The organism is Paenibacillus sp. FSL H3-0302 (genome assembly GCF_037982245.1).
Lineage (GTDB): Bacteria > Bacillota > Bacilli > Paenibacillales > Paenibacillaceae > Paenibacillus_AQ > Paenibacillus_AQ odorifer.
Window position 1 is genome coordinate 739,220 of the sequence record NZ_CP150284.1, and the last position, 24,382, is coordinate 763,601.

The window sequence follows — 24,382 nt, forward strand, 5'->3', positions numbered from 1 at the left end:
CAATGAGAACATTCAAATCGGAAGTTTAACTTCCAAAACTCAGGTTTAGGCCTGTTACTCACTCGTTGCTCAGTTTTGAGAGTTTAAGCTCTCAAGTAAGACTTGATCCTTGAAAACTGGATACCGAAACGAATTTGCGTTTTAGAACATCTTTTAGCAACTTGTGTAAACAAGTAAATGTTATTAGTGAGATTTTTCTTCGGAAGAATCAAGGTTAAGCTAATAAGAGCACACGGAGGATGCCTAGGCGCCAGGAGCCGACGAAGGACGTGGCGAACAACGAAACTGCCTCGGGGAGCTGTAAGCAAGCTTTGATCCGGGGGTGTCCGAATGGGGAAACCCAGCTGTGGTAATTCGCAGTTACTCATTTCTGAATACATAGGAAATGTAGAGGCAGACCAGGGGAACTGAAACATCTAAGTACCCTGAGGAAGAGAAAACAATAGTGATTCCGTCAGTAGCGGCGAGCGAACGCGGAACAGCCTAAACCTAAGAGCTTGCTCTTAGGGGTTGTGGGACGTCTCACATGGAGTTACAAAGGAATATGGTAGGTGAAGAGGTCTGGAAAGGCCCGCGATAGAGGTAAAAGCCCTGTAACCTAAACTGTATTCTCTCCGAGACGGATCCCGAGTAGTGCGGGGCACGTGAAACCCCGTATGAATCCAGCAGGACCATCTGCTAAGGCTAAATACTACCTGGCGACCGATAGTGAAACAGTACCGTGAGGGAAAGGTGAAAAGCACCCCGGAAGGGGAGTGAAATAGAACCTGAAACCGTGTGCTTACAAAAAGTCAGAGCCCTATTAATGGGTGATGGCGTGCCTTTTGTAGAATGAACCGGCGAGTTACGTTTAACATGCAAGGTTAAGCCGAGAAGGTGGAGCCGCAGCGAAAGCGAGTCTGAATAGGGCGAATTAGTATGTGGACGTAGACCCGAAACCGTGTGATCTACCCCTGTCCAGGGTGAAGGTGCGGTAACACGCACTGGAGGCCCGAACCCACGTACGTTGAAAAGTGCGGGGATGAGGTGGGGGTAGCGGAGAAATTCCAATCGAACTCGGAGATAGCTGGTTCTCCCCGAAATAGCTTTAGGGCTAGCCTCGGTATAAGAGTAGTGGAGGTAGAGCACTGATTGGGTGCGGGGTCCGCAAGGATTACCAAGCTCAGTCAAACTCCGAATGCCATATACTTATTGCCGGGAGTCAGACAGTGAGTGCTAAGATCCATTGTCAAAAGGGAAACAGCCCAGACCATCAGCTAAGGTCCCCAAGTGTGTGTTAAGTGGGAAAGGATGTGGAGTTGCACAGACAACCAGGATGTTGGCTTAGAAGCAGCCACCATTGAAAGAGTGCGTAATAGCTCACTGGTCGAGTGACTCTGCGCCGAAAATGTAACGGGGCTAAACACACCACCGAAGCTATGGCTAGATGCTTTGCATCTGGGGTAGGGGAGCGTTGTGTAGGGGTTGAAGGTGTACTGAAAAGAGCGCTGGACACTACACAAGTGAGAATGCCGGTATGAGTAACGAAAAGATCAGTGAGAATCTGATCCGCCGAAAGCCCAAGGTTTCCTGAGGAAGGCTCGTCCGCTCAGGGTAAGTCGGGACCTAAGGCGAGGCCGAAAGGCGTAGTCGAAGGACAACAGTTTGAAATTACTGTACCACCGTAATCCGCTATGAGCGATGGGGTGACGCAGGAGGGTAGTGACGCGGACTGATGGATGTCCGTCTAAGCAGTGAGGCTGATGTGTAGGCAAATCCGCACATCGATAAGGCTGGGCTGTGATGGGGAGCGAAAATTGTAGTAGCGAAGGTCATGATCTCACACTGCCAAGAAAAGCCTCTAGCCAGGAGAAGGTGCCCGTACCGCAAACCGACACAGGTAGGCGAGAAGAGAATTCTAAGGCGCGCGGAAGAACTCTCGTTAAGGAACTCGGCAAAATGACCCCGTAACTTCGGGAGAAGGGGTGCCCCGGTAGTGTGAATAGCACGAGGGGGCCGCAGTGAAAAGGCCCAAGCGACTGTTTAGCAAAAACACAGGTCTGTGCGAAGCCGCAAGGCGAAGTATACGGGCTGACGCCTGCCCGGTGCTGGAAGGTTAAGGGGAGTGGTTAGGGGTAACCCGAAGCTATGAACCGAAGCCCCAGTAAACGGCGGCCGTAACTATAACGGTCCTAAGGTAGCGAAATTCCTTGTCAGGTAAATTCTGACCCGCACGAATGGCGTAACGACTTGGGCGCTGTCTCAACGAGAGATCCGGTGAAATTTTAATACCTGTGAAGATGCAGGTTACCCGCGACAAGACGGAAAGACCCCATGGAGCTTTACTGCAGCTTGATATTGAATTTGGGTACGATCTGTACAGGATAGGTGGGAGCCGTAGAAATCGGAGCGCAAGCTTCGGTGGAGGCGCCGTTGGGATACCACCCTGATCGTATCTAGGTTCTAACCTAGTACCCTTACCGGGTACGGGGACCGTGTCAGGCGGGCAGTTTGACTGGGGCGGTCGCCTCCTAAAGAGTAACGGAGGCGTTCCAAGGTTCCCTCAGAATGGTTGGAAATCATTCGCAGAGTGCAAAGGCATAAGGGAGCTTGACTGCGAGACCTACAAGTCGAGCAGGGACGAAAGTCGGACTTAGTGATCCGGTGGTACCGCATGGAAGGGCCATCGCTCAACGGATAAAAGCTACCCTGGGGATAACAGGCTTATCTCCCCCAAGAGTCCACATCGACGGGGAGGTTTGGCACCTCGATGTCGGCTCATCGCATCCTGGGGCTGAAGTAGGTCCCAAGGGTTGGGCTGTTCGCCCATTAAAGCGGTACGCGAGCTGGGTTCAGAACGTCGTGAGACAGTTCGGTCCCTATCTGTCGTGGGCGCAGGAAATTTGAGAGGAGCTGTCCTTAGTACGAGAGGACCGGGATGGACGTACCGCTGGTGCACCAGTTGTTCCGCCAGGAGCATGGCTGGGTAGCTACGTACGGACGGGATAAGCGCTGAAAGCATCTAAGCGTGAAGCCCCCCTCAAGATGAGATTTCCCAATTAGTAAGACCCCTTGAAGACGACGAGGTAGATAGGTTGGAGGTGGAAGTGCAGCAATGCATGGAGCTGACCAATACTAATCGGTCGAGGGCTTATCCTATACTTAGAATGCAAATTCGTTTCGGATTCAGTTTTCAGGCATCAAGCCTGTAACACGCTTAGAAATTCATTGTCACTTCTGGTGATGAACCGAATTTCACGCGGCAGCGTCTGTTTCACAGACGCATGTTTGGTGGCGATAGCGGAGGGGTTCCACGCGTACCCATCCCGAACACGACCGTTAAGCCCTCCAGCGCCGATGGTACTTGGACCGAAGGGTCCTGGGAGAGTAGGACGTTGCCAAGCACACGAAGCCATTGTTGATTTATCAACAATGGCTTTTTTGTTCCCTTTACCGCTTAATTTTAAAAATGTGGATAAGTTATGGGGAATTAACGAAATTATAAAAGTTACTAACATGTGGATGAAATAATAAAATATATTCAAAAATGAAAGTAGTCCCCAATTTATGTGGATAGAGCAGTGGTATATGTGGATACTTCAAGTAAATGCAAGGATATTTTGCATGGCAGGAGGATAAACAATGGACAACAGTAGCAATCTTGTGTGGATAGAAGATTTTTCTGTACATGCGAGCGACACGGATTATCGTTCGCAGGGTAAGTTATCCTTTGTTCTGGATATCATGCAATGTGCGGCAGACTTCGCAGTGGGTAATTTGGGGATAAGTGTGGAAGAAATTCTGAATGCAGGAATGGGCTGGATGATGATCACGTTAGATCTTGATTTTAAGCGTATTCCCCGCCCGAATGATGTGCTTAGCGTACATACCTGGAGTAAAGGCACTAAAGGGGCACTGTGGCAACGGGATTATCGTATTTTCGATGCAGATCATATAGAAATCGCCACAGCACGATCCATATGGGCTTTAGTAGATATTGAGAAGAGAAAGATACTTAGACCGAATGCCCTTCCAGTTCAGGTTAAGCACTATAATGGCGATTCAGTAGGCGATATGCCTGTTAAGGTAACAATCCCTTCTGATATTACTATGGAAGAAGCTTATCGGTATCAGGTAAGATATAGTGGGCTGGACAGCAACGGACATTTGAATAATGCCCGATACGGGGATTTATGTTGTGATGCGCTCACTTTAGCGGAATGGGATAATGCAGAGTTTACACGCTTCCGGATTACTTATCTACAAGAAGCTAAGTTTGGGGATGAACTGACTATTTTACGTTCAGCTGTAACGGATGATGGTATATATGTACGCGGTCAGAATAGTGATACTGTATATTTTGAAGCATGTATAGCGTTAAAAAGTGTCCAATAGTACGAATAAGTAAGTGATTTATAAATATGGAATATTATTATAAAAGCGATTTCTCCGAACATCAATCGGGGCAATCGCTTTTTTTATTGAAAACGGATGATGTTTCTAACATATTTGGAAAATTTTTTTGAGCCTGTCACAATTAAAGGGATCACATTCGTTATATAGTTGTAGTCAATAACAAGGAGGTGATTCTTTGGAACGTCGCAGCCCCGGGGTCCAAGTGAATCAAACAATAATTGAAGAGGCTATCGATCAGGTTCTTGCGGGTAACCGCGAAGCCTATAGAACTATAATACAAGCCTATGAAAGAAAGATTTATACGTATTGCTATTATATTTTGAGAAGTCATGAAGAAGCAGAGGATGCTGTGCAAGATATATTTGTAAAAGTGTATCAGGAACTCAGACGTTATGAGAAACGAGTCTCTTTTAGTGCATGGCTGTATAAAGTGGCCTATCATCATTGTCTGGATCAGGTTCGCAAACGCAAGCGAAGAAACCGTCTGTTGTCGCTATATAAAGAGCAGCAGCCCAAAGCCTATTATAATCCTAACGATGAGGAGCCATTGCAGAAGTTATTTATGGATGACCTGACAGCCGAAGAGAGCAATCTCCTGATTCTTAAGGTGGTTGAGCAGTACAGCTTTGAAGAAATGGGTCAGATTATGGATTGTAATTCAGCTACTTTACGCAAGAAATTTGAACGTCTACGCAAAAAGTTAGTCCGGCAAAGAATGAATGAAGGAGGCAGCCCTCATGGAGAAATGGCAAGATCGAACTGAAAGTCAGAAGATGGAGCACATTCGTCAAACATTCCAAAATCATGAAATGCCGGTAGATAGTTTCAGCGATTCAATTATGAAGCGAATAGGAGACGAGGGAATGGAAAAACGAGCGTCAAGAAAGAATGGAAATAAGTTTCTGAAAAAATCATTGGTGGCTGCCTCGGCAGCAGCAGTGTTGGGTGCGGGGATAATCGGTAGCGGATTTGTATCCCCGGTCATGGCTGAAACATTGAAGCAGATTCCTGTTGTAGGAAGTATTTTTAAGGGGATTGACGATAAAGGTCTAAATGCTGCTGAGGAAAAAGGATTATCTACTGCCCCTAACCAAAGCGTTACCCATGATGGAGTGACCTTAAAGGTTACCGATGCCTATTATGACGGCTCGCGGTTGGCTTTTGCGATTGAACGGGAAGGCATTGATAATGATAAGATGATGGCTGAGATGATTATTGAACCGATTGAGTTCGATCCATCGCTAACAGAACAACATGCGAAAGTGACAATGAACCAGTCCGAAAAAGGGTTGTTGGGTTCAGCAGAAGTGAAATTGCCGAATGGGAAAAAACTGGAGAGCCAAATGTCATCTTTTGGTGATGTTGAGGGAAAAAAGAATGCTATTTTATACGATTACAGAAATCTAAATAATATAGAGGCTTTGGGGGATGAATTTGAATTAAGCATCAGTGTGCCGGTTACACAAATTGCAGAGCCTTTTGTAATCAAGGTGCCGGTGAAAAAAGTAACGGAAGGAATTATCAAGCTTGATCTGAACCAAACAAAAGAGGTAGAAGAATTCAGTTATACGATTACCAAGCTGGAATTAACTCCAGCCACAAGCAGATTACAGCTCAGCGAAGAAGGTAAAGCGCCAACTGTGAAAGAAAAGGATGGATACACAACCTCTGAAATGTTCTATGAAATCGTTGATGAACTAGGTAATGCGTTCTCATCGGGTGGTTCATTTAACTTGCCAGCTATAGTCTATCCTTTGGTAGACAAAGATTTCATACCGTTCGCGCAAACACCAAAGACAATTACAGTTAAGCCGTTTACTTACTCCATTGATGAAAATCATAAAGCATTAAGGGATGAAGAAGGAAAACAAGTTAAACATTATTATCCGGAGCTTGAACAAACGATTCAGGTGGAGCAAAAGTAACTATTAATCCCATAAGCAAAAAGAAGCCCGTGTCTGCATAGCAGATACGGGCTTTTTGTTAAAAAATGAGAATTTATAAGCTGAAAAACTATAATATCTTTATATTTCTAAGAGTAACGGTTGTCATCTATAAAAGACGACAACGTAGTCTCTTCTTGTAAAAATTCTAATGGAATGTAGATTTCACTCACCGAGTTTTCGTTATCTGGTCCAAGGTACAATTCACCATAATATTCTAATTCAAATGGAATGGACATCCTGTATTCTGTTTTCGGCAGCCAGATTCCGTAGATATATTTATAGGTAGAAGGGATATCACAAGAGCGGCCTTTATGGATGAATTTCAGATAACGTATGGGTGGTAAGATCTGAAGGGGGAAAGTCTGATTGTGGTCTGCTTTTATAGGACTGAGTTCGCAGGCACACATGATCGAAAACCCATTACTCTCATAGTCATCTGGCCAGAAGCCAAGCTGATAATATTTTTCAGGCTGTATTCTATCCGATATAGTGACTACCTTATTGAAAAGCAAAGGCCAAGTATCAGAAATGACGGAGAAATCATGGTCTACTTTAACTATGGGTCCTTGAAGTATAATTTCTCCGAAATCAACGAGCTGGGGGTAGAGATCACTATCAGAAAGGACTTGAAGTAGATCCTGTTCATATAGTCTAGGGAGCAAAGGGAGTTTCGTTTCAGTAAGTCTTTTTCGAACAAGAGAGGGAGTCGTGTGCAGCATTCTTTTGAAGGCACGCGTAAAGGTCTCATAGTTACTAAAGTTATAGTCTAAGGAGATGTCCTGGAGTGAACGTTCTGGCATTCGATGAATGTCTAAGGCTGCTTCAGTGATTTTGCGTCTGGCTATATAGTCGCCGGGTGCTATCCCAGTGACTGCTTGAAATAGACGGGTGAAATGATAAAGGGAGTATCCCATTTCTTTGGAGAGGACAGCTACAGGAAGAAACGTAGTTAAGCGACCCTCAATGAGATCTAAGGCTTGAATGATTAGTTGGCGATTGTTCAAGAGATGTCCTCCCATAACAGTTAATAGAAATGGTGTCTAGCACGATTACTTCAATGATTTGCTGTCCAGTCGCCCCAAGCAGCAGCCCAATCGGGAACAGTCACTTCCATTACGCGATCTGCACTAGGAAAATAGGCTTTGATGTCGAGAACCGGTGTGCCCGGATAGGCATCAAGCCCGGCCACCTCTACTATTCCAGAGTCTACATCGACAGACAGGATTGCTGCTACACTTAGCCCAATCGGATTAGGGCGAATAGGGGAACGGGAAGCGAATACTCCAGTTAAGGTCGCATCATAAGGAGGCTGAATCTGTGTAGTCTGCCGGAAATGATCCTCTGCAAACTCATGCAGCCACCAAAGCACTTGGCAATGACTAAACTGAGATAAACCTTTAAGCGCTGGTCTGAATTCCGGGTTGATTTCAAGCCGCAAATTATGTGCTGTACCTCTAACCGATCCTATAGATAATATATTATAGCTTTCTTGTTCATTCATTGACTATGACTCCTTTCGGGTATCAGATATGATCTAGTGTATAACAGAGGCATACGGTAAAGCCTGACGATATTTGCTAACATTCATTTAATGCTATAATGAAATTTGATGTGGAAAGGGGAGCATTATGAAGACATTAGTATTGGCTGAGAAGCCGTCTGTTGCACGCGAGATTGCACGGGTCATGGGATGTAATAATAAACAGAAGAGTTATATTGAAGGTCCAAAATATGTGGTTACCTGGGCGCTGGGTCATTTGGTCGGCCTGGCAGAACCAGAGGATTATAATAAAAAGTTTGCAACTTGGGCCTTGGAGGATCTGCCGATTTTGCCGGAGAAGACCAAGCTGAAGGTGCTGCGGGAGACCAACCAGCAATATAAAGCTGTCCAGCACCTAATGAAGCGTCAGGACATTGAGGAGCTTATTGTTGCTACAGATGCTGCCCGTGAAGGGGAGCTGCTGGCTCGTTGGATTATGAATATGGCAGGGTGGAAAAAGCCATTCCGGCGGTTATGGATATCCTCGCAGACTGATAAGGCAATTAAAGAGGGATTTGCAAAACTCCGTCCGGGCCGGGAATTTGATCGGTTGTATGAATCTGCACGGTGCCGCGCAGAGGCGGATTGGATGATTGGACTGAATGTCACAAGAGCTTTGACCTGTAAGTTCGGTTCGCCGCTCTCAGCAGGACGGGTACAAACGCCGACATTAGGGATGATCATGGATCGTGAACAGGAGATTACGGGTTTCCGTTCCGTCGATTTTGAGACGCTGACTGCTGATTTTGGGGATTTCCAAGCGGCATGGCGGGCCAGTAACGGTGATGGTCGAATATTCGAAAAGGATAAGACAGCCAGCTTAAAGGATAAGCTTACAGGACGCAGCGGCCGTATTATTAAGGTACAGAAGAGTGAGAAAAGTGAACCTCATCCACTGGCTTATGATCTGACTGAACTGCAGCGTGATGCGAACCGGAAGTTCGGCTTCTCCGCGAAGCAGACCTCCAGTGTGCTGCAGCGGTTATATGAGCAGCATAAACTTGTCACATACCCGCGTACGGACAGTCGTTACTTAACTTCAGATATGACGGGCACACTCAAGGAAAGACTGGATAGTGTTGCGGTCGGTCCATATGCAGCGTTAGCACGTCCATTGCTGCGCAAGCAGCTGCCGATTACGAAGCGAATCGTGGATGACAGTAAAGTCAGTGATCACCACGCTATTATTCCTACAGAACAGACCGTATTGTTAAATGGTCTGAGTACTGAAGAACGTAAGTTGTATGATCTGATTGTGCGGCGTTTTATAAGCTTGTTCTATCCGCCAGCTCGTTATGATGCGGTAGCTGTAACCGTCAATGTGGAACGCGAAAGCTTCCATGTCAAAGGGACGACAGTAAAAGATGCCGGCTGGCGCGAAGTATACGGCGGGGATATGAGTAGTGATGACGAGGAGGAATCTGCGGACGAGCCGGCAGCGGGCAGTGTAAAGCTGCCTGAGCTGCGCGAAGGGGCTGCTGTCACGATTGGCCGCTGTATGGTGCGTGCTGGCCGAACACAGGCACCGAAGCGTTATAATGAAGCTTCGCTGTTGACGCAAATGGAGAAGCACGGCCTCGGAACCCCGGCTACACGCGCGGATATTATTGAGAAGCTGGTAAGCTCCGATACGATTGAGCGGCAAGGTAATCTCCTGCATCCGACAGGAAAAGGTAAGCAGTTAATCGAGCTGGTATCCACTCAGCTACGAACCCCGGATCTAACCGCACGTTGGGAAGCTGAGCTGGAGAAAATAGCGCGTGGTCAAGGCAAACCGGAGCTCTTTTTACAAGGTATCCGCAGTATGGCACAGGAATTGGTAACAGGTGTGAAAACTAGCGGAGCAGAATATAAGCCGCATAATGTCTCTAACAGTCATTGTCCGGAATGCGGTACAAGACTGCTCGAGAAGAAGAGCAAACGAGGGAAGCTGCTGGTGTGTCCTGCAGATAACTGTGGTTACACCCGTGCAGGTGAGAAAAGACTATCGAATCGCCGCTGCCCACAGTGCCATAAGAAAATGGAGCTTAAAGAGGGTAAAGCAGGCATGTTCGTACAATGTCTAGGCTGTGGAATCACAGAGACCTTAGATAAGGATCACAAGCATGTTAATAAACGTGAACAGCAAAAGCTGGTGCAGCAATACAGCAAGCAGGAAAGCATTGGTTCTAACCTTGGGGAACTGCTGAAAGCAGCGCTTGAAGGACAAAAGAAGGATAAGTAGTAGGAATCATCGGATGGTTAGCTTCAATTAAAACGAATGATTAGAATAATGAAGGCTGCTGAGTGTGCTCAGCAGTCTTTTTTCTATCCTAGTAAGTTTATGTGGTCTACGGATAGGCTTTGAATTAGAATGGTAAGCAAATGAGTGGAGCAGGTGATTAGGTGGCAGCTGAGCAGCAGGCGAATCCGTTGAAAGCGGCAGATCGCCCACAGGGGCAAGGAAGCAGCAGGTTTTTCTTTTTGGTTATTGTATTTATGTTTTGGTTCTCTTCTTATATTTATGTGCCGGTGCTTTCACCATATGTTGAGCATTTGGGAGCATCGTATTTTATGGTGGGCATGGTGCTTGGGATATATGGGTTAATGCAGATCCTATTCCGTATACCCATTGGCATCGGTTCAGATTATTTAAATAGGCGGCGGCCGTTTATCTATCTGGGATTGATTGCGAGTGGAGTCAGCTGTTTTCTTTTTATGTGGGGAGCACAGCCGGGTTGGGCGTTGGCAGCACGTGCGGTATCCGGGATAGCAGCATCGGCATGGGTTGTGTACTCTGTGATGTTCGCAGGATATTTTCCAAAAGAGGAAGCTGGAAAAGCGATGGGCATGCTGCAATTCACTACAGTAATCGCCCAATTGACCAGCATGATGATCAGCGGCTATATGGTAGAGCATTGGGGCTGGAATGCCCCCTTCCTGATTGGTGGAATTGTAGCTATTGCGGCACTAATACTTGCGCTTCGGTTACCGGAACAAAAGCAGGAAAAACGGCAAAATGCCATACAGATCAAGGAGCTGGCTGGTGTCGTAAAGGAACCTTTGCTGGTAAAAGTATCACTGTTGTCTGTGCTGGCACACTGTGTGCTATTTATAACGATGTTCGGATATACTCCGAACCAGGCGCTGAATATCGGAGCAAGTAAAGAAAGCTTGGGCTGGCTAACACTCGCTTTTATGATTCCGCATGCCATCGCAACGCTCTACGGCTCACGTCTGTTTGGAGGGCTGCTGGGTGATAGAGGGAAGCTTATGCTAGGCTTTGCGGGAAGCGCACTGTTTACGCTGCTCATTCCTTCTATGCCGACGTTAGCGGCGCTTTGTCTGACTCAGGTGGGGAATGGTTTTATGCAGGGACTTATTTTTCCGCTGCTGTTGAGTAAATCCGTATCAGAAATAGATCCCTTTAAACGGGCTACAGCTATGGGTTTCTATCAGGCCGTTTATGCGATAGGGATGTCAGCAGGGCCATTCGTAGCAGGTTGGATGAGCTCTGTATATGGCTTGACCGGAGGATTCTGGTTAGGTGGGATTGCGGCGGCGTTGGCTACAATTTTATCCTGGGTATGGATGAAGGATACGAAGCAGAAGCAGCTAAAAGAAACTTAACAGACTCGGCAGAGCGTGTAAGGATGATTGGTTTTTTGTGCAAAAGGGGAATATAATAGAGATAGGAAGCAAGGAGGAGGAGCCCGGGAGAATGGTCAAGGTTGTAATGTTGTGGTTTGTGGTAATTAATATTATCGGGTATGTAGTGATGTCCGAGGACAAGAACAAAGCCCGCAAAAGGCGGGAACGTGTACCTGAGAAAACACTTTTTCTGCTGGCAGCCATGGGCGGTGCACTAGGTGTGCTGATTGCCATGTACCGTAAGCGCCACAAGACGCGTCATACATCCTTCAGGATCGGAATTCCGCTTCTGCTGCTGCTGAATATTTTTTTGTACAGCTATTTTTTAAGATAATAGTCTTTAGGATTACAAACTAGAAAAAGAGGTGGCGTACATGTTATTCTCTAAAATTTTGCTAGCCTATGACGGTTCAAAGGCTTCTAATCAAGCATTGGAGCGCGCAATTGAACTCGCTAAAGTCACACCAGGTTCTATATTGCATGTCGTACACGCATTTGAATTCCCAAGATTTTTTATCGGAGAAGCTCTTGCACCACTACCAGCTTCAGTAAATAAAGAATATTATGATTTGGCAGTGCAGACAACCGAGGAAGTGAAGGGACGCCTTGAGGCTGAAGGCCTGAATGCTGAGGTTGAGCTTTTACAAGGATCTCCTGCGGAAGTGATTTTGAAATATGCTAAGGAAAATGCTATAGACATCATAGTTATCGGCAGCCGCGGGCTTGGCGGTATACGTGAATTTGTTCTGGGCAGTGTCAGCCATAATGTAGTACAAAGCGCTCGTATTCCAGTGCTGGTTGTAAAATAATATAGAGTTCAAAGGGACGCTGATAGCGTTCCTTTTTTTCAATTTAAGGCTGTACAGGTCTTAATCTGGAGCTTAAACACCATAGAGCGCTAGAGGTAGGAGCGTACGGAAAGAAGTACTTCTTCACAAAATATAAGGTTATTGAGAATTTAAATTCGCCCAAAAGCGAACATTTATTATGGTGATTTTACCAATGTTCGTGTTTGAGTTGACATCATGTGTAGGGGATTGTTAAACTGATGTCATGAAGAGCTCGTATAAAACCGGGAATATGGCCCGGAAGTTTCTACCCGGGAACCGTAAATTACCGGACTACGAGGAAATAGGATGCTAGAATGCGATAATGCAGTCCAGATAATGGAGTGATGCATTGTGCAGCTTTCCGCGCTTAATGCCAGTTTGGTGAGAGGCAAGCGGGAGTGTTTTTTCCTAATTCCTTTACTAGTCCGATCCTCCCGCAGCAAAATGCGTCTGGACATCGGGCTTTTTTAATATAAGGAATAAGTTACACGTAATACATCAACCTTATATTATTAAGGAAAACGATAGTCATCCCTGAAGGACGAGAATGTAGTCTCTGCTTGTTCGGATTTACAAGATAAAGATATCTCATACTAGTGATTGGAAGGTAGGTCGAATCATGTCTGTGCAGGTAGCTGTCATCATGGGTAGTAAGTCGGATTGGGATACGATGGAGCACGCTTGTGGGGTGCTGGAAGAGCTGGGATTGTCTTATGAGAAGAAGGTAGTATCCGCGCACCGTACACCGGACTTGATGTTCCGCTATGCGGAGGAAGCCGCAGGCCGCGGCATTCGCGTGATTATTGCAGGAGCAGGCGGCGCCGCGCATTTGCCGGGTATGGTGGCTGCAAAGACAATCCTGCCAGTGATTGGAGTGCCCGTGCAGTCGAAAGCACTTAATGGGCTGGACTCGCTGCTCTCCATCGTGCAGATGCCTGGAGGCATACCGGTAGCAACGGTAGCTATTGGTAAAGCAGGCGCTGTAAATGCGGGCCTGCTGGCCGCACAGATCATCGGAGCGTTCGACCCTGAAGTGCAGCAGCGTGTGCAGCTGCGTCGGGATGCGATCCGCGATGAAGTATTGGAAAGCAGCGACAGCTTATGAGGCCGGAGGAGCTGAAGCTGCAGGAGGCTGGCGGCGCAGCTTCGCCAGCTGCACAAGCGTCCGGTGCGGACACCGTCCGGACGCTGCTGCCCGGCTCGACCGTCGGCGTGCTCGGCGGCGGGCAGCTCGGGCGCATGATGGCGCTGGCCGGCAGCGCCATGGGGTACCGCTTCGTGGCGCTGGATCCTGCGCCGGATGCGCCTAGCGGTCAAGTTACGCCGCAGATTACGGCGGCGTATAACGACCGGGACGCGGCGCGGGAGCTGGCCCGCCGCTCGGACGTCATCACGTACGAGTTCGAGAACGTCGACGCGGGCGTAGCAGCGCTGCTGGCGGAAGAATCGTACGTGCCGCAGGGCAGCGCGTTGCTGTATACCACGCAGCATCGGCTGCGCGAAAAAGCCGCTATCGAGGCGGCGGGCGTTCCGGTCGCCCCGTACCGGAAGGTGGACAGCCTTGCGGAGCTAAAAGAGGCGGCGGCTGAACTTGGACTACCTTGTGTGCTCAAGACAGCCACAGGCGGTTATGACGGCAAGGGTCAAGCTGTGATTCGTCAGGAAGAAGAGCTGGAAGAAGCTTTTCGGCAGGTTGCACCCGGTGAGGTGATTCCGGAGCTAGTGCTTGAGAAGTTTGTAGCTTTTCAATGCGAAATATCCGTTGTTGCTGCACGTAGTGCATCTGGGGAGGTCAAAAGCTTCCCGCCTTCTGAGAACATTCATGTAAACAATATTTTGCATCTGTCCATTGTGCCTGCAAGAGTGTCAGCGGACATTCAGCGCAGAGCTTGCGAGCTGGCTGAGACTTTAATCGCAGGCCTGAATGCGGTTGGACTGCTTGCCGTGGAAATGTTCGTCACAGCGGACGGTGAATTGTTCGTCAATGAGCTGGCACCAAGACCGCATAATTCCGGCCATTACACCATGGATGCTTGCGTGACCTCACAGTTCGAGCAGCATGTCCGGGCGATTTGTAATCTGCCGCTGGGCGATACAACGCTTTTGACACCTGTAGTTATGGTAAATGTATTAGGTCAGCATTTGGATGGTGCGATTAAAGCGACCTGTACACATGAGGAAAAAGATAATAAGCTGGGTATTGTACCTAAGCTTCATATATATGGCAAGACTGAGAGTAAGACTGGTCGTAAGATGGGTCATATCAATCTGCTGTGCAAGGATACCGGAGACGGCCTATCCTGGGTGGAGCAATCTAAACTTTGGAGGAACTAAAGAATATGATCGAACGTTACAGCAGACCCGAGATGCGGGCCATTTGGACTGAGGAGAATAAATTCAAAGCGTGGCTGGAAGTGGAAATTTGCGCTTGTGAAGCATGGGCGGAGCTGGGAGTCATCCCACATGAAGACGCTGCTAAGCTGCGTAAGGATGCTAAATTCGACATCGCACGTATTGATGAAATCGAACAGGAAACACGTCATGACGTAATCGCCTTTACTCGTGCGGTTTCCGAAAGCCTTGGCGCAGAACGCAAATGGGTACACTACGGCCTTACTTCCACAGATGTGGTGGATACAGCACTGGGTTACTTGTTGCGTCAAGCGAATGAGATTCTAGAGAAGGATATTATTAACTTCATTGAGATCCTTAAAGATAAAGCTATTGCTTATAAAGATACACCGATGATGGGCCGTACACATGGGGTTCATGCTGAGCCAACTACTTTTGGTCTGAAAATGGCATTGTGGTACGAAGAAATGAAACGTAACCTGGAGCGTTTCCGCCATGCTGCGAACGGTGTGCAATTTGGCAAAATCTCCGGAGCCGTGGGTACGTATGCCAACATCGATCCATTCGTAGAAGAATTTGTCTGCCGTAAGCTGGGTACAAGCCCTGCACCGATCTCGACACAAACTCTACAGCGCGACCGTCACGCTGAATATATGGCAGCTCTTGCTCTGGTAGCAACCTCGCTAGACAAATTCGCTACCGAAATCCGCGCTCTGCAAAAGAGTGAGATTCGCGAAGTAGAAGAAGCTTTTGCCAAAGGTCAAAAGGGTTCATCTGCTATGCCGCATAAACGGAATCCTATTGGCTGCGAGAATATTTCCGGTCTGTCCCGCGTGATTCGCGGACATATGGTTACAGCTTACGAGAACGTGCCGCTCTGGCATGAACGCGATATCTCGCACTCTTCAGTGGAGCGTATCATCCTTCCGGATGCAACAATGCTATTGAACTACATGCTGAACCGTTTCGGAAACATCGTGAAGAACCTGACTGTATTCCCAGAGAATATGAAGCGTAACATGAACCGTACCTTCGGCGTTCCTTTCTCTGGCCGGATCTTAACCAAGCTGATTGATAAAGGCTTCAGCCGCGAGCAAGCGTACGATACCGTCCAACCACGTGCGATGCAAGCTTGGGAAGAGCAAAAGCAGTTCCGTGATATCGTGGAAGCTACACCTGAAATCACTAATGTCCTCACCCCAGAAGAGATTGAAGATGCATTTAACCCTTCTTGGCACCTTAAGCATGTGGATACCATCTTCCGCAAGCTAGAACTTATCTAAGAAAAGATAAGTTAGTGGTGAACTAAGGAGCTAGGAATAGTACGAGCGGTTAAGGTTGTGCAGAATTGAAATGCAACTGGTCGATAAGGAACGGAGAGAAATTTTGGAACTGTAGAAGCGTTAGCGTTCGCCTTTATTCTCGGATTTCTACCACTGGCAGTGGTTCAATCAGGAAATCTGAGGATAACAGCGATCGGAATTCCAAACATTCCTCGGAGTTACGCCTTTGAGACTCTAAAAAAGATAAGTTAGTGGTGAACTAAGGAACGCTGTAATAAATGCAAAGCTGGATGGGGGAGCACTGTAGAGGAAGTTTGGAACTGTAGAAGCGTAGCGTTCGCCTTTATCCTCGGATTTCTACCGCGAGAAGCGGTTCAAATCAAGAAATCTGAGGATAACAGCGATCGGAAGTCCAAACATTCCTCGGAAGTGCTTCCTCCTAGACCAGCCCAACTTAGGAAGATCATTAGTTCAAGGGAGGAAAGGTCATGACATCATCGGCCGTATCCACAGCCGTGGAACTCATCAATGCGCCGCTGCTCTACAAAGGGAAGGTTCGTGAGCTATACGATTTAGGGGAAAATGTACTGATCGTAGTTACAGATCGGATATCTGCTTTTGACTATGTGCTGGACCCGGCAGTCCCTGAAAAGGGCAATGTGCTTAACCGTCTGAGCGCGTTCTGGTTCGGACAGACTAAAGAGCTGATGGAGAATCATGTCGTTCATATCGATGTGGATCTGCTCGGCGACGTAGTTAAGGACAAAGAGGCTCTCAGAAACCGTGTCATGGTGGTACGCAAAGCTGAGCGTATTGATATCGAATGCGTAGTGCGTGGATGCATCACTGGCGGCGGCTGGAGACAGTATCAAGAAACCGGCAAGGTAAATGGTATTGAACTTCCTGCTAACCTCCGCAAAAACGCGCTGCTGGCAGAACCGATTTTTACTCCTGCGGCTAAAAATGATGTAGGTCACGATGAGGATATTCCGTTTGAGAAAATGCAGGAATTAATCGGAGCTGATCTGGCGCTTGAGCTGCAGGAAAAGAGCTTAAAGCTGTTCGCTTTTGCTAGAGAGTATTGTGCTGAGCGTGGGATCATTCTTGCGGACTGCAAATTCGAATTCGGCTTGTTGGACGGTAAGGTGATTCTGATCGATGAGATTTTTACACCGGATGCTTCCCGCTTCTGGGCTAAGGATAAATACGCGCTTGATATTGAAATTGATAGTATGGATAAAGAGCCTGTTCGTACGTATCTATCTGCATCTTCCTGGGACAAGAATAGTAAACCTGATCCGCTCCCACTGGAAGTAGTAGAAGAAACTACACGGCGTTATCTGGACATTTATCATCGTCTTACTGGCAAGTCTTTATAGTTCAACATAGTGTGTGCACTCATGGGAATAAATTCAGTATATATTTTTGAAGCTAAATGTACTCATTGTAGAATTTCAGTTTCAGAGGGTATGCTCATTAAAATTTAGGAGGAACTACAAGCATATGTTAAAAGCGAAGGTATATGTCACCATAAAGAAAAGCGTTCTTGATCCACAAGGGGTAGCAGTACAAGGAGCACTTCATTCGGTAGGCTTCCAAGAAGTTGAAAGCTTGCGTATCGGGAAATATATGGAGCTGACTTTGGATACGGATAACCGTGCTGAAGCGGAAGTTCGTCTCAAGGAAATGTGCGAAAAGCTACTTGCCAACACGGTGATCGAGGATTACCGCTACGAATTGGAGGACTAAACGACATGAAATTTGCTGTACTTGTCTTCCCAGGCTCCAACTGTGATATTGATTGCTACAAGGCGGTAGAGGACAGTCTCGGCGAACCAGTCGATTATGTGTGGCATACAGCGACGGATTTGTCGGCGTATGATTGCATTTTGGTTCCAGGCGGATTCTCATATGGTGATTACCTGCGCTGTGGCGCGATTTCGAGATTTGCTCCTGTTATGGCGGAAGTTGCTAAAGCAGCAGAGCAAGGGAAATATGTGCTAGGCATTTGCAATGGGTTCCAAATTCTTACTGAGGCTGGTTTGCTGCCAGGTGCGCTTCGCCGCAACATGTCGATGAAGTTCCGCTGTCACGATACAGTGCTTAAGGTTGTTAATAATGAAACCCCATTTACTATTGACTATGCTAAAGATGAAGAAATCATCATCCCAATCGCACACGGTGAAGGCAACTACTACTGTGATGACGAGACTTTAGCAGAGCTGAAAGCTAACAATCAGATCGTGTTTACCTATAGCGATAATCCTAACGGCTCCGTAGCCGATATTGCGGGTGTTAGTAACGTACAAGGGAACGTGGTTGGCATGATGCCTCACCCTGAGCGTGCGGCTAATAGTTTACTTGGTTCAGAAGACGGCAAAAGAATGTTTACATCCATACTGAAGACTTGGAGGGATCGTCATGACGCAGCAAGTATCCGTTAAGGAACCGACCGCAGAACAGATTGCGGAGCAGAAAATTTACAGCCAGTTCGGTGTGTCGGACAGCGAATATGAGCTGATCAAGTCTTTTATGGGACGTTTGCCGAACTACACTGAAATCGGCGTATTCAGCGTAATGTGGTCCGAGCACTGTGCCTATAAGAACTCCAAACCCCTCCTGAAACGTTTCCCAATTTCCGGACCACGTGTCCTGATGGGACCTGGCGAGGGTGCAGGGATTGTAGATATCGGTGACAACCAAGCGGTTGTTTTCAAAATCGAAAGTCATAACCACCCTTCAGCGGTAGAACCTTTCCAAGGTGCGGCAACGGGTGTGGGCGGGATCATTCGTGATATTTTCTCCATGGGCTCCAGACCTATCGCAATCCTCAATTCACTACGTTTCGGGAAGCTGGAAAGTGATCGAGTGAAGTATTTGTTCGAGCATGTTGTGTCTGGTATTGCCGGTTATGGTAACTGTATCGGGATTCCAACGGTTGGCGGCGAAATCATGTTCGATGATAGCTATGACGGTAACCCGCTTGTTAACGCAATGTGTGTCGGTCTAATTGATCATGACAAAATCCAACGTGGTGTAGCTAAGGGTGTTGGCAACCCAGTCTTCTATGTAGGTCCTCCTACAGGTCGTGATGGAATTCATGGTGCCACTTTTGCATCGGTAGAGCTTAGTGAGGAATCAGAAGCTAAACGTACCGCTGTACAGGTCGGCGATCCATTTATGGAAAAGCTCGTAATGGAATCTTGTCTAGAACTGATCGACAGCGGCATCGTTATCGGGATTCAGGATATGGGTGCAGCGGGTCTTACATGCTCTAGTGCGGAGATGGCAAGTAAAGCAGGCAACGGTCTGGAGCTGTATCTTGATCAGGTGCCACAACGTGAAGAGGGCATGACGCCTTACGAAATGATGCTTTCAGAATCACAAGAACGGATGTTGTTCGTCGTTGAGCCGAAGGATGAGGCCCAGGCACAAGAGATTTTTGACCGCTGGGGTGTTATCTGCTGTAAAGTCGGTAAAGTTACGGATGATGGTCGCTTGAAATTGTATCATCACGGCGAGGTTGTTGGTGACATGCCAGTAACGGCGCTTGTGGATGAGTGTCCAGTATATAACAAACCTTCTGAGGTTCCTGCTTATTATATTGCGAATGAAAAGGTAGATACCCTTCGTTATGAGGAAGTTACGGATCTGGGCGGTGCATTGCGTACAGTACTTGGATCACCAACCGTAGCAAGTAAAGCATGGGTATACAATCAATACGATTACATGGTGCGGACGAGCACAGCTGTACGTCCTGGATCTGACGCGGCTGTAGTTACCATTCATGGTACTCGTAAAGGACTTGCGATGACTACAGACTGTAATGGCCGTTATGTTCATCTTGATCCTGAAGTGGGCGGACGTATTGCAGTCAGCGAAGCGGCACGTAACATCGTTTGTTCCGGTGCTGAACCGCTGGCTATCACGGATAATCTGAACTTTGGAAATCCTGAGAAGCCTGATGTGTTCTGGCAAATGGAGCGTGCGGTTGATGGTATGGCTGAAGCATGTCGTGTGCTGGATACTCCGGTTATCGGTGGTAATGTCAGTCTTTATAACGAAAATACTACGGGTTCCATCTATCCAACGCCGGTTGTCGGCATGGTTGGTTTAGTAGCGGACACGGATCATATTACGACTCAAGGGTTCAAGCAAGAAGGAGATTCTATTCTTCTGCTGGGAGTGACCAAGGCTGAGCTGGGCGGCAGTGAATTCCAATATGCTGTTCATGGTGTGACCGAGGGTCGTCCTCCGGCTTTGGATTTGGCTACTGAGAAAAAACTGCTGAACGCAGTCCTTACCTCAATTCGTGGCGGTCTGGTTCGTTCCGCACATGACTTGTCCGAAGGTGGACTTGCCGTAGCGCTTGCAGAGAGCTGTATCAGCGGCGGAATCGGAGCGAACGTTGAGCTTTCAGCTAACGCTCTTAGATCTGATGTAGCATTGTTCAGCGAAAGCCAATCACGCATTGTGCTGACAGCCGCTCCTGAACGTGCGGAAGAGCTGAAAGCAGCGATTGCAGCCAGCGGTGTTCCCGTGGAGATCATCGGAACTGTAGGTGGAGACAGACTGCGCGTAAATCTGGACGGTGTGTCCGCACTAGATGAAGCTGTAGCAGAATTGAAATTCGTTTGGGAGGATGCTATTCCATGTCTTATGAAATAAAGACCGGGAAAGAGCAGGAGACTCCTATCCTGTGGACTGGTGACTTTTACAATGAAGGAACGGGCTCGGGAGATATTTTTGACACATTAAAAGAAGAATGCGGCGTTTTCGGGGTCTTCGGACACCCGGAAGCGGCGTCCATGTCTTATTACGGCTTACACGCCTTACAACACCGTGGAGAAGAAAGTGCGGGAATCTGCGTAGCAGACGGTCGCGATTTCAACTATCACCGCGGGATGGGGTTAGTAAAAGAAGTATTCGACAAGGACAAAATTGCCTCATTGGTTGGAGACATGTCCATTGGGCATGTACGTTATTCCACTAGTGGAGACAGTCGCTTAACCAATGCGCAGCCACTGGTATTTAAATATCGTGACGGCGATTTGGCGATTGCTACGAACGGCAACATAGTAAATGAACCGTTGATCCGCAAACAGCTGGAGCAAAGCGGATCGATCTTTCAAACTACGAGTGATACAGAAGTGCTGGCGCATCTGATTGCCCGTTCGCCAAAGGATTTTGTTGAGGCGGCAAAAGATGCGCTGCAGCAGCTCGTTGGCGGGTTTGCTTTTCTGCTTATGACAAATGATAAGTTAATTGTCGCTTCAGATTCCCATGGCTTGCGTCCGCTAGTGATGGGACGGATTGGTGAAGCGTATATTTTTGCTTCCGAGTCCTGCGCATTAGAGGTCATTGGGGCACAGCTGGTTCGTGATATTGAGCCGGGCGAACTGCTAGTCCTCGACAAAAACGGTCTCTTGGAGGACCGTTTTACCGAACCCAAACGTAAAGCGCTGTGCGCGATGGAGTATATTTACTTCTCACGCCCAGACAGTGATATGAACGGCTCTAACCTGCACTCCGCCCGTAAGCGGATGGGTAGCCGCATGGCACTGGAAGCTTTTGTCGATGCTGATCTTGTAACCGGGGTGCCGGATTCCAGTATTTCAGCAGCCATCGGGTATGCCGAGCAAACGGGAATTCCTTATGAGCTTGGGCTCATTAAGAATAAGTACACTGGACGGACCTTCATCCAGCCGAGCCAAGAACTGCGTGAGCAAGGTGTGAAGATGAAGCTGAGCGCCGTGCGCAGCGTAGTTGATGGCAAACGTGTCGTTATGATCGATGATTCTATCGTTCGTGGCACGACCTCACGCCGAATCGTCAATCTGCTTAGGGAAGCGGGAGCTGTTGAAGTGCATGTGCGGATTACTTCGCCACCGTTCAAGAATCCTTGCTTCTACGGCATTGATACACCAGACCGCCGCGACCTCATCGCGTCCTACAAGACCATTGAGGAAATGTGCGAAGAGATCAACGCCGATTCCTTGGCATTTTTGTCGCCGGAAGGCTTAATCTCTTCCATTGGTGGACACAACAAAGATGACTATAAAGGCGGACTTTGCCTTTCTTGCTTTGATAATGATTACCCGACGCAGGTGGATTTTGGCGGGGCAGAGAAAGATGGCTGCTCGTGTTGACATCCCCCTAAGTCCCCCTTTCAAAGGGGGATTCCGAAGGGCTCTGCCCTCCGGCCACCCGAAAGCTCGGCGGTAGGAGTTAGGTTATAACTTGCTAAGAAGACTTGGGTACGAGTGCTCGCTTTGTCCCTGTGTGCTGCGCACGGACGGGACACGGCTCCGCCCCCCGCTGCATCCGCCGCCGGGACTGGCTCGCCAAGCTTCCCTCTGTTTGCTTCGCAAATACGAGGGCCGCTTGTCTCGCTTAAGGAGGTGCATGGCGCAGCTCATGCACCGAGGTCTTGAGGTCCGTGTGCAAGGCGCGCACTGCGGCTTGCAATAGGGACAAACCGGTGGTTGGAGGGAGTTATGGAGAGGAAGTTTGGAACTGTAGAAGCGTAGCGTTCGCCTTTATGGTTGGATTTCTACCGCGAAGAGCGGTTCGAATCAGGAAATCCAACCATAACAGCGATCGGAAGTCCAAACATTCCTCGCAGTAACTCCCCTACAACCACCCAAAAGCCGAATGCGCCCAAACGCGCTCTAAACTATTAAAAGATGAGGTGTCCAATAGTGTCGGAAGCTTATAAAAACGCCGGAGTGGATATTGCGGCTGGTAATGAAGCGGTAGAACGCATGAAAAAGCACGTAAAACGTACTTACCGTCCAGAAGTAATGACGGATCTTGGTGGGTTCGGAGCGCTGTTTGGCCTCAATAAAGATAAATATGAAGAGCCAGTGCTTGTATCGGGAACCGATGGTGTAGGCACAAAGCTCAAAATCGCGTTCGCGGCGGATCGCCATGATACGATTGGCATCGATGCTGTAGCTATGTGCGTGAACGACATTGTAGTGCAAGGCGCAGAGCCACTCTTTTTCCTCGACTATCTGGCTTGCGACAAAGTGGTGCCGGAGAAAATCGAGGCTATCGTAGCCGGAATCGCTGAAGGCTGTCACCAAGCGGGTTGTGCACTGATTGGCGGCGAAACGGCTGAGATGCCGGGTATGTATTCAGCAGGTGAATATGATATTGCTGGATTCACAGTGGGCGTAGCTGACAAAGCGAAGCTGGTAACAGGCGCTAACATCGCTGCTGGAGACACAGTGATTGGTCTGGCTTCCAGTGGTGTGCACAGCAATGGCTTCTCGCTGGTGCGCAAGCTTTTGCTTGAGCAAGAGGGTTATAGCCTGAATGACGTGCTTCCTGAGCTTGGTGCTCCGCTGGCGGATGTACTCCTTGCACCAACTAAGATTTATGTGAAGCCTTTGCTGGCACTGCTGGAGCAGCTTCCGGTAAAAGGTATGGCTCATATTACGGGTGGCGGATTCATCGAGAATATCCCACGCGTATTGCCTGATAATGTAGATGTGGAGATCAATTACGGATCGTGGCCGATTCTGCCAATCTTCGGGTTGATGCAGAACAAAGGTAACGTAAGCAACCGTGATATGTTCACTACTTTTAATATGGGAATTGGTCTTGTTCTGGTAGTTAGCGCTGCTGATGGAGAACGCGCTCTTGAACTGCTTAAAGCTAGCGGAGAAGAGGCGTATATCATTGGTAAAGTAACAGAAGGGGAACGCAAAGTAACCTTTACTGGAGCTGAAGTGTGATGCAATCAAGTCGAATCGCTGTTTTTGCTTCGGGGCAGGGCAGCAATTTTGCAGCACTGATCGAGGCACAGAAAGCAGGTTTGCTTGGAGACGGCAGGATTGAATTGCTTGTCTCGGACAAGCCGGAAGCGCCTGTAGCACAACGTGCGGAGGATGCGGGAATTCCCGCCCTCTTGCTGCGGCCAAAAGACTTCGCCAGCCGTGAACTCTACGAAGCAGAGATTGTAGCAGAGCTTCAGCGGCGGGAAATCGGGCTGGTTGTGTTGGCAGGGTATATGCGCCTCATTACACCAGTGCTTTTAACGCCGTATGCGGGTCGGATTATTAACATTCACCCATCGCTGCTGCCTGCTTTTGCTGGAAAGGATGCGATCGGACAAGCGCTGGATTATGGCGTGAAGCTGACGGGAGTCACTGTGCATTTTGTCGATGGAGGTATGGATACCGGGCCGGTTATTGCTCAGCGTAGCGTAGTTGTGTTGGATAACGACACGGCAGATTCATTGGCGGAACGGATTCATAAGGTTGAGTATGAGTTGTACCCTGAAGTGGTTGGCGCTTTTGCCAGCGGGAAAGTGGAACTGAGTGGAAGAAAGACGATTATCCGCGAAAAGTAAGCCACACTGTAGCCATTCGAAGTTTTGGATCGACATTTGGTGACAGG

Annotated in this window: 19 protein-coding genes, 2 rRNA genes and 1 riboswitch; of the genes, 19 read left to right on the forward strand and 2 right to left on the reverse strand. The window is 48.1% G+C overall.

The genetic code is table 11. The features are described 5' to 3' along the window. Positions 1 to 212 precede the first annotated feature (212 nt). From MHH50_RS03245 to MHH50_RS03265, 5 genes are all read left to right on the forward strand, one after another. Positions 213 to 3,138 (forward strand): 23S ribosomal RNA (locus tag MHH50_RS03245). 128 nt (positions 3,139 to 3,266) lie between these two features. Then, positions 3,267 to 3,383, forward strand: a 5S ribosomal RNA gene (rrf, locus tag MHH50_RS03250). Between the two features lie 238 nt (positions 3,384 to 3,621). After that, positions 3,622 to 4,374: an acyl-ACP thioesterase domain-containing protein gene (locus tag MHH50_RS03255; RefSeq protein ID WP_076279490.1), complete on the forward strand. Its 753-nt coding sequence runs from the start codon at positions 3,622 to 3,624 to the stop codon at positions 4,372 to 4,374. Between the two features lie 196 nt (positions 4,375 to 4,570). Continuing rightward, positions 4,571 to 5,158, forward strand: coding sequence for an RNA polymerase sigma factor (locus MHH50_RS03260; RefSeq protein ID WP_076128449.1), 588 nt, complete (start codon positions 4,571 to 4,573; stop codon positions 5,156 to 5,158). Continuing rightward, positions 5,133 to 6,320, forward strand: coding sequence for a DUF4179 domain-containing protein (locus tag MHH50_RS03265; RefSeq protein WP_340033926.1), 1,188 nt, complete (start codon positions 5,133 to 5,135; stop codon positions 6,318 to 6,320). The genes MHH50_RS03260 and MHH50_RS03265 overlap by 26 nt, the downstream gene beginning before the upstream one ends. A gap of 107 nt (positions 6,321 to 6,427) precedes the next feature. Here the strand turns inward: MHH50_RS03265 and MHH50_RS03270 are convergent, their stop codons facing one another. Together MHH50_RS03270 and tsaA are read right to left on the reverse strand one after the other, a co-directional pair. Next, positions 6,428 to 7,345, reverse strand: a complete 918-nt coding sequence (locus MHH50_RS03270; RefSeq protein ID WP_340033927.1) for an AraC family transcriptional regulator — start codon at positions 7,343 to 7,345, stop codon at positions 6,428 to 6,430. Between the two features lie 50 nt (positions 7,346 to 7,395). Beyond that, positions 7,396 to 7,842 carry a tRNA (N6-threonylcarbamoyladenosine(37)-N6)-methyltransferase TrmO gene (gene tsaA / locus MHH50_RS03275; RefSeq protein ID WP_076128454.1) on the reverse strand — a complete coding sequence of 149 codons (447 nt, stop codon included), beginning with the start codon at positions 7,840 to 7,842 and terminating at the stop codon, positions 7,396 to 7,398. 127 nt (positions 7,843 to 7,969) lie between these two features. Here tsaA and MHH50_RS03280 point away from each other — a divergent pair, with 127 nt between their 5' ends. From MHH50_RS03280 to purN, 14 genes are all read left to right on the forward strand, one after another. Next, positions 7,970 to 10,105, forward strand: a complete 2,136-nt coding sequence (locus MHH50_RS03280) for a DNA topoisomerase 3 (RefSeq protein WP_340033928.1) — start codon at positions 7,970 to 7,972, stop codon at positions 10,103 to 10,105. Positions 10,106 to 10,266: 161 nt separating this feature from the next. Next, positions 10,267 to 11,490 carry an MFS transporter gene (locus MHH50_RS03285; protein WP_339281646.1) on the forward strand — a complete coding sequence of 408 codons (1,224 nt, stop codon included), beginning with the start codon at positions 10,267 to 10,269 and terminating at the stop codon, positions 11,488 to 11,490. 91 nt (positions 11,491 to 11,581) lie between these two features. Continuing rightward, on the forward strand, positions 11,582 to 11,845 hold the full coding sequence (locus MHH50_RS03290) for a DUF1294 domain-containing protein (RefSeq protein ID WP_036680925.1): 264 nt from the start codon (positions 11,582 to 11,584) through the stop codon (positions 11,843 to 11,845). A 40-nt stretch (positions 11,846 to 11,885) separates the two neighbouring features. After that, complete coding sequence (locus MHH50_RS03295; RefSeq protein ID WP_036680923.1) at positions 11,886 to 12,320, forward strand: universal stress protein; 435 nt, start codon at positions 11,886 to 11,888, stop codon at positions 12,318 to 12,320. Between the two features lie 233 nt (positions 12,321 to 12,553). Continuing rightward, positions 12,554 to 12,655, forward strand: a riboswitch (purine riboswitch). 305 nt (positions 12,656 to 12,960) lie between these two features. Then, positions 12,961 to 13,446 carry a 5-(carboxyamino)imidazole ribonucleotide mutase gene (gene purE / locus MHH50_RS03300; RefSeq protein WP_036680920.1) on the forward strand — a complete coding sequence of 162 codons (486 nt, stop codon included), beginning with the start codon at positions 12,961 to 12,963 and terminating at the stop codon, positions 13,444 to 13,446. Continuing rightward, positions 13,443 to 14,675, forward strand: coding sequence for a 5-(carboxyamino)imidazole ribonucleotide synthase (purK, locus tag MHH50_RS03305; RefSeq protein ID WP_076309277.1), 1,233 nt, complete (start codon positions 13,443 to 13,445; stop codon positions 14,673 to 14,675). Before purE ends, purK begins: the two co-directional genes overlap by 4 nt. A 5-nt stretch (positions 14,676 to 14,680) precedes the next feature. Further along, entirely contained in the window at positions 14,681 to 15,976 is a 1,296-nt protein-coding gene (gene purB / locus MHH50_RS03310) for an adenylosuccinate lyase (protein ID WP_036680917.1), read from the forward strand. Between the two features lie 488 nt (positions 15,977 to 16,464). Beyond that, the gene (locus MHH50_RS03315; RefSeq protein WP_076279486.1) at positions 16,465 to 17,355 is read left to right on the forward strand and encodes a phosphoribosylaminoimidazolesuccinocarboxamide synthase; all 891 of its coding nucleotides are present in this window, start codon (positions 16,465 to 16,467) and stop codon (positions 17,353 to 17,355) included. Between the two features lie 124 nt (positions 17,356 to 17,479). After that, positions 17,480 to 17,725 carry a phosphoribosylformylglycinamidine synthase subunit PurS gene (gene purS / locus MHH50_RS03320; RefSeq protein ID WP_340033929.1) on the forward strand — a complete coding sequence of 82 codons (246 nt, stop codon included), beginning with the start codon at positions 17,480 to 17,482 and terminating at the stop codon, positions 17,723 to 17,725. Positions 17,726 to 17,730: 5 nt separating this feature from the next. Next, positions 17,731 to 18,420, forward strand: coding sequence for a phosphoribosylformylglycinamidine synthase subunit PurQ (purQ, locus tag MHH50_RS03325; RefSeq protein WP_036680909.1), 690 nt, complete (start codon positions 17,731 to 17,733; stop codon positions 18,418 to 18,420). Continuing rightward, positions 18,398 to 20,644, forward strand: a complete 2,247-nt coding sequence (gene purL, locus MHH50_RS03330; protein ID WP_076282750.1) for a phosphoribosylformylglycinamidine synthase subunit PurL — start codon at positions 18,398 to 18,400, stop codon at positions 20,642 to 20,644. The genes purQ and purL overlap by 23 nt, the downstream gene beginning before the upstream one ends. Further along, entirely contained in the window at positions 20,629 to 22,125 is a 1,497-nt protein-coding gene (gene purF, locus MHH50_RS03335) for an amidophosphoribosyltransferase (RefSeq protein WP_036680905.1), read from the forward strand. Before purL ends, purF begins: the two co-directional genes overlap by 16 nt. Positions 22,126 to 22,677: 552 nt before the next feature. Beyond that, the gene (gene purM, locus MHH50_RS03340; protein WP_340034578.1) at positions 22,678 to 23,718 is read left to right on the forward strand and encodes a phosphoribosylformylglycinamidine cyclo-ligase; all 1,041 of its coding nucleotides are present in this window, start codon (positions 22,678 to 22,680) and stop codon (positions 23,716 to 23,718) included. After that, a complete protein-coding gene (gene purN, locus MHH50_RS03345) occupies positions 23,718 to 24,335 on the forward strand; it encodes a phosphoribosylglycinamide formyltransferase (protein ID WP_076128467.1) in 618 nt (205 codons plus the stop codon). The genes purM and purN overlap by 1 nt, the downstream gene beginning before the upstream one ends. The last annotated feature ends 47 nt before the right edge of the window (positions 24,336 to 24,382 follow it).

Coding starts and splice junctions, on each gene's coding strand:
- MHH50_RS03255 (WP_076279490.1), top strand. CDS start 3,622: ATGGACAACAGTAGCAATCTTGTGTGGATAGAAGATTTTTCTGTACAT.
- MHH50_RS03265 (WP_340033926.1), top strand. CDS start 5,133: ATGGAGAAATGGCAAGATCGAACTGAAAGTCAGAAGATGGAGCACATT.
- tsaA (WP_076128454.1), bottom strand. CDS start 7,842: ATGAATGAACAAGAAAGCTATAATATATTATCTATAGGATCGGTTAGA.
- MHH50_RS03280 (WP_340033928.1), top strand. CDS start 7,970: ATGAAGACATTAGTATTGGCTGAGAAGCCGTCTGTTGCACGCGAGATT.
- MHH50_RS03290 (WP_036680925.1), top strand. CDS start 11,582: ATGGTCAAGGTTGTAATGTTGTGGTTTGTGGTAATTAATATTATCGGG.
- MHH50_RS03295 (WP_036680923.1), top strand. CDS start 11,886: ATGTTATTCTCTAAAATTTTGCTAGCCTATGACGGTTCAAAGGCTTCT.
- purE (WP_036680920.1), top strand. CDS start 12,961: ATGTCTGTGCAGGTAGCTGTCATCATGGGTAGTAAGTCGGATTGGGAT.
- purK (WP_076309277.1), top strand. CDS start 13,443: ATGAGGCCGGAGGAGCTGAAGCTGCAGGAGGCTGGCGGCGCAGCTTCG.
- purB (WP_036680917.1), top strand. CDS start 14,681: ATGATCGAACGTTACAGCAGACCCGAGATGCGGGCCATTTGGACTGAG.
- MHH50_RS03315 (WP_076279486.1), top strand. CDS start 16,465: ATGACATCATCGGCCGTATCCACAGCCGTGGAACTCATCAATGCGCCG.
- purS (WP_340033929.1), top strand. CDS start 17,480: ATGTTAAAAGCGAAGGTATATGTCACCATAAAGAAAAGCGTTCTTGAT.
- purQ (WP_036680909.1), top strand. CDS start 17,731: ATGAAATTTGCTGTACTTGTCTTCCCAGGCTCCAACTGTGATATTGAT.
- purL (WP_076282750.1), top strand. CDS start 18,398: ATGACGCAGCAAGTATCCGTTAAGGAACCGACCGCAGAACAGATTGCG.
- purF (WP_036680905.1), top strand. CDS start 20,629: ATGTCTTATGAAATAAAGACCGGGAAAGAGCAGGAGACTCCTATCCTG.
- purN (WP_076128467.1), top strand. CDS start 23,718: ATGCAATCAAGTCGAATCGCTGTTTTTGCTTCGGGGCAGGGCAGCAAT.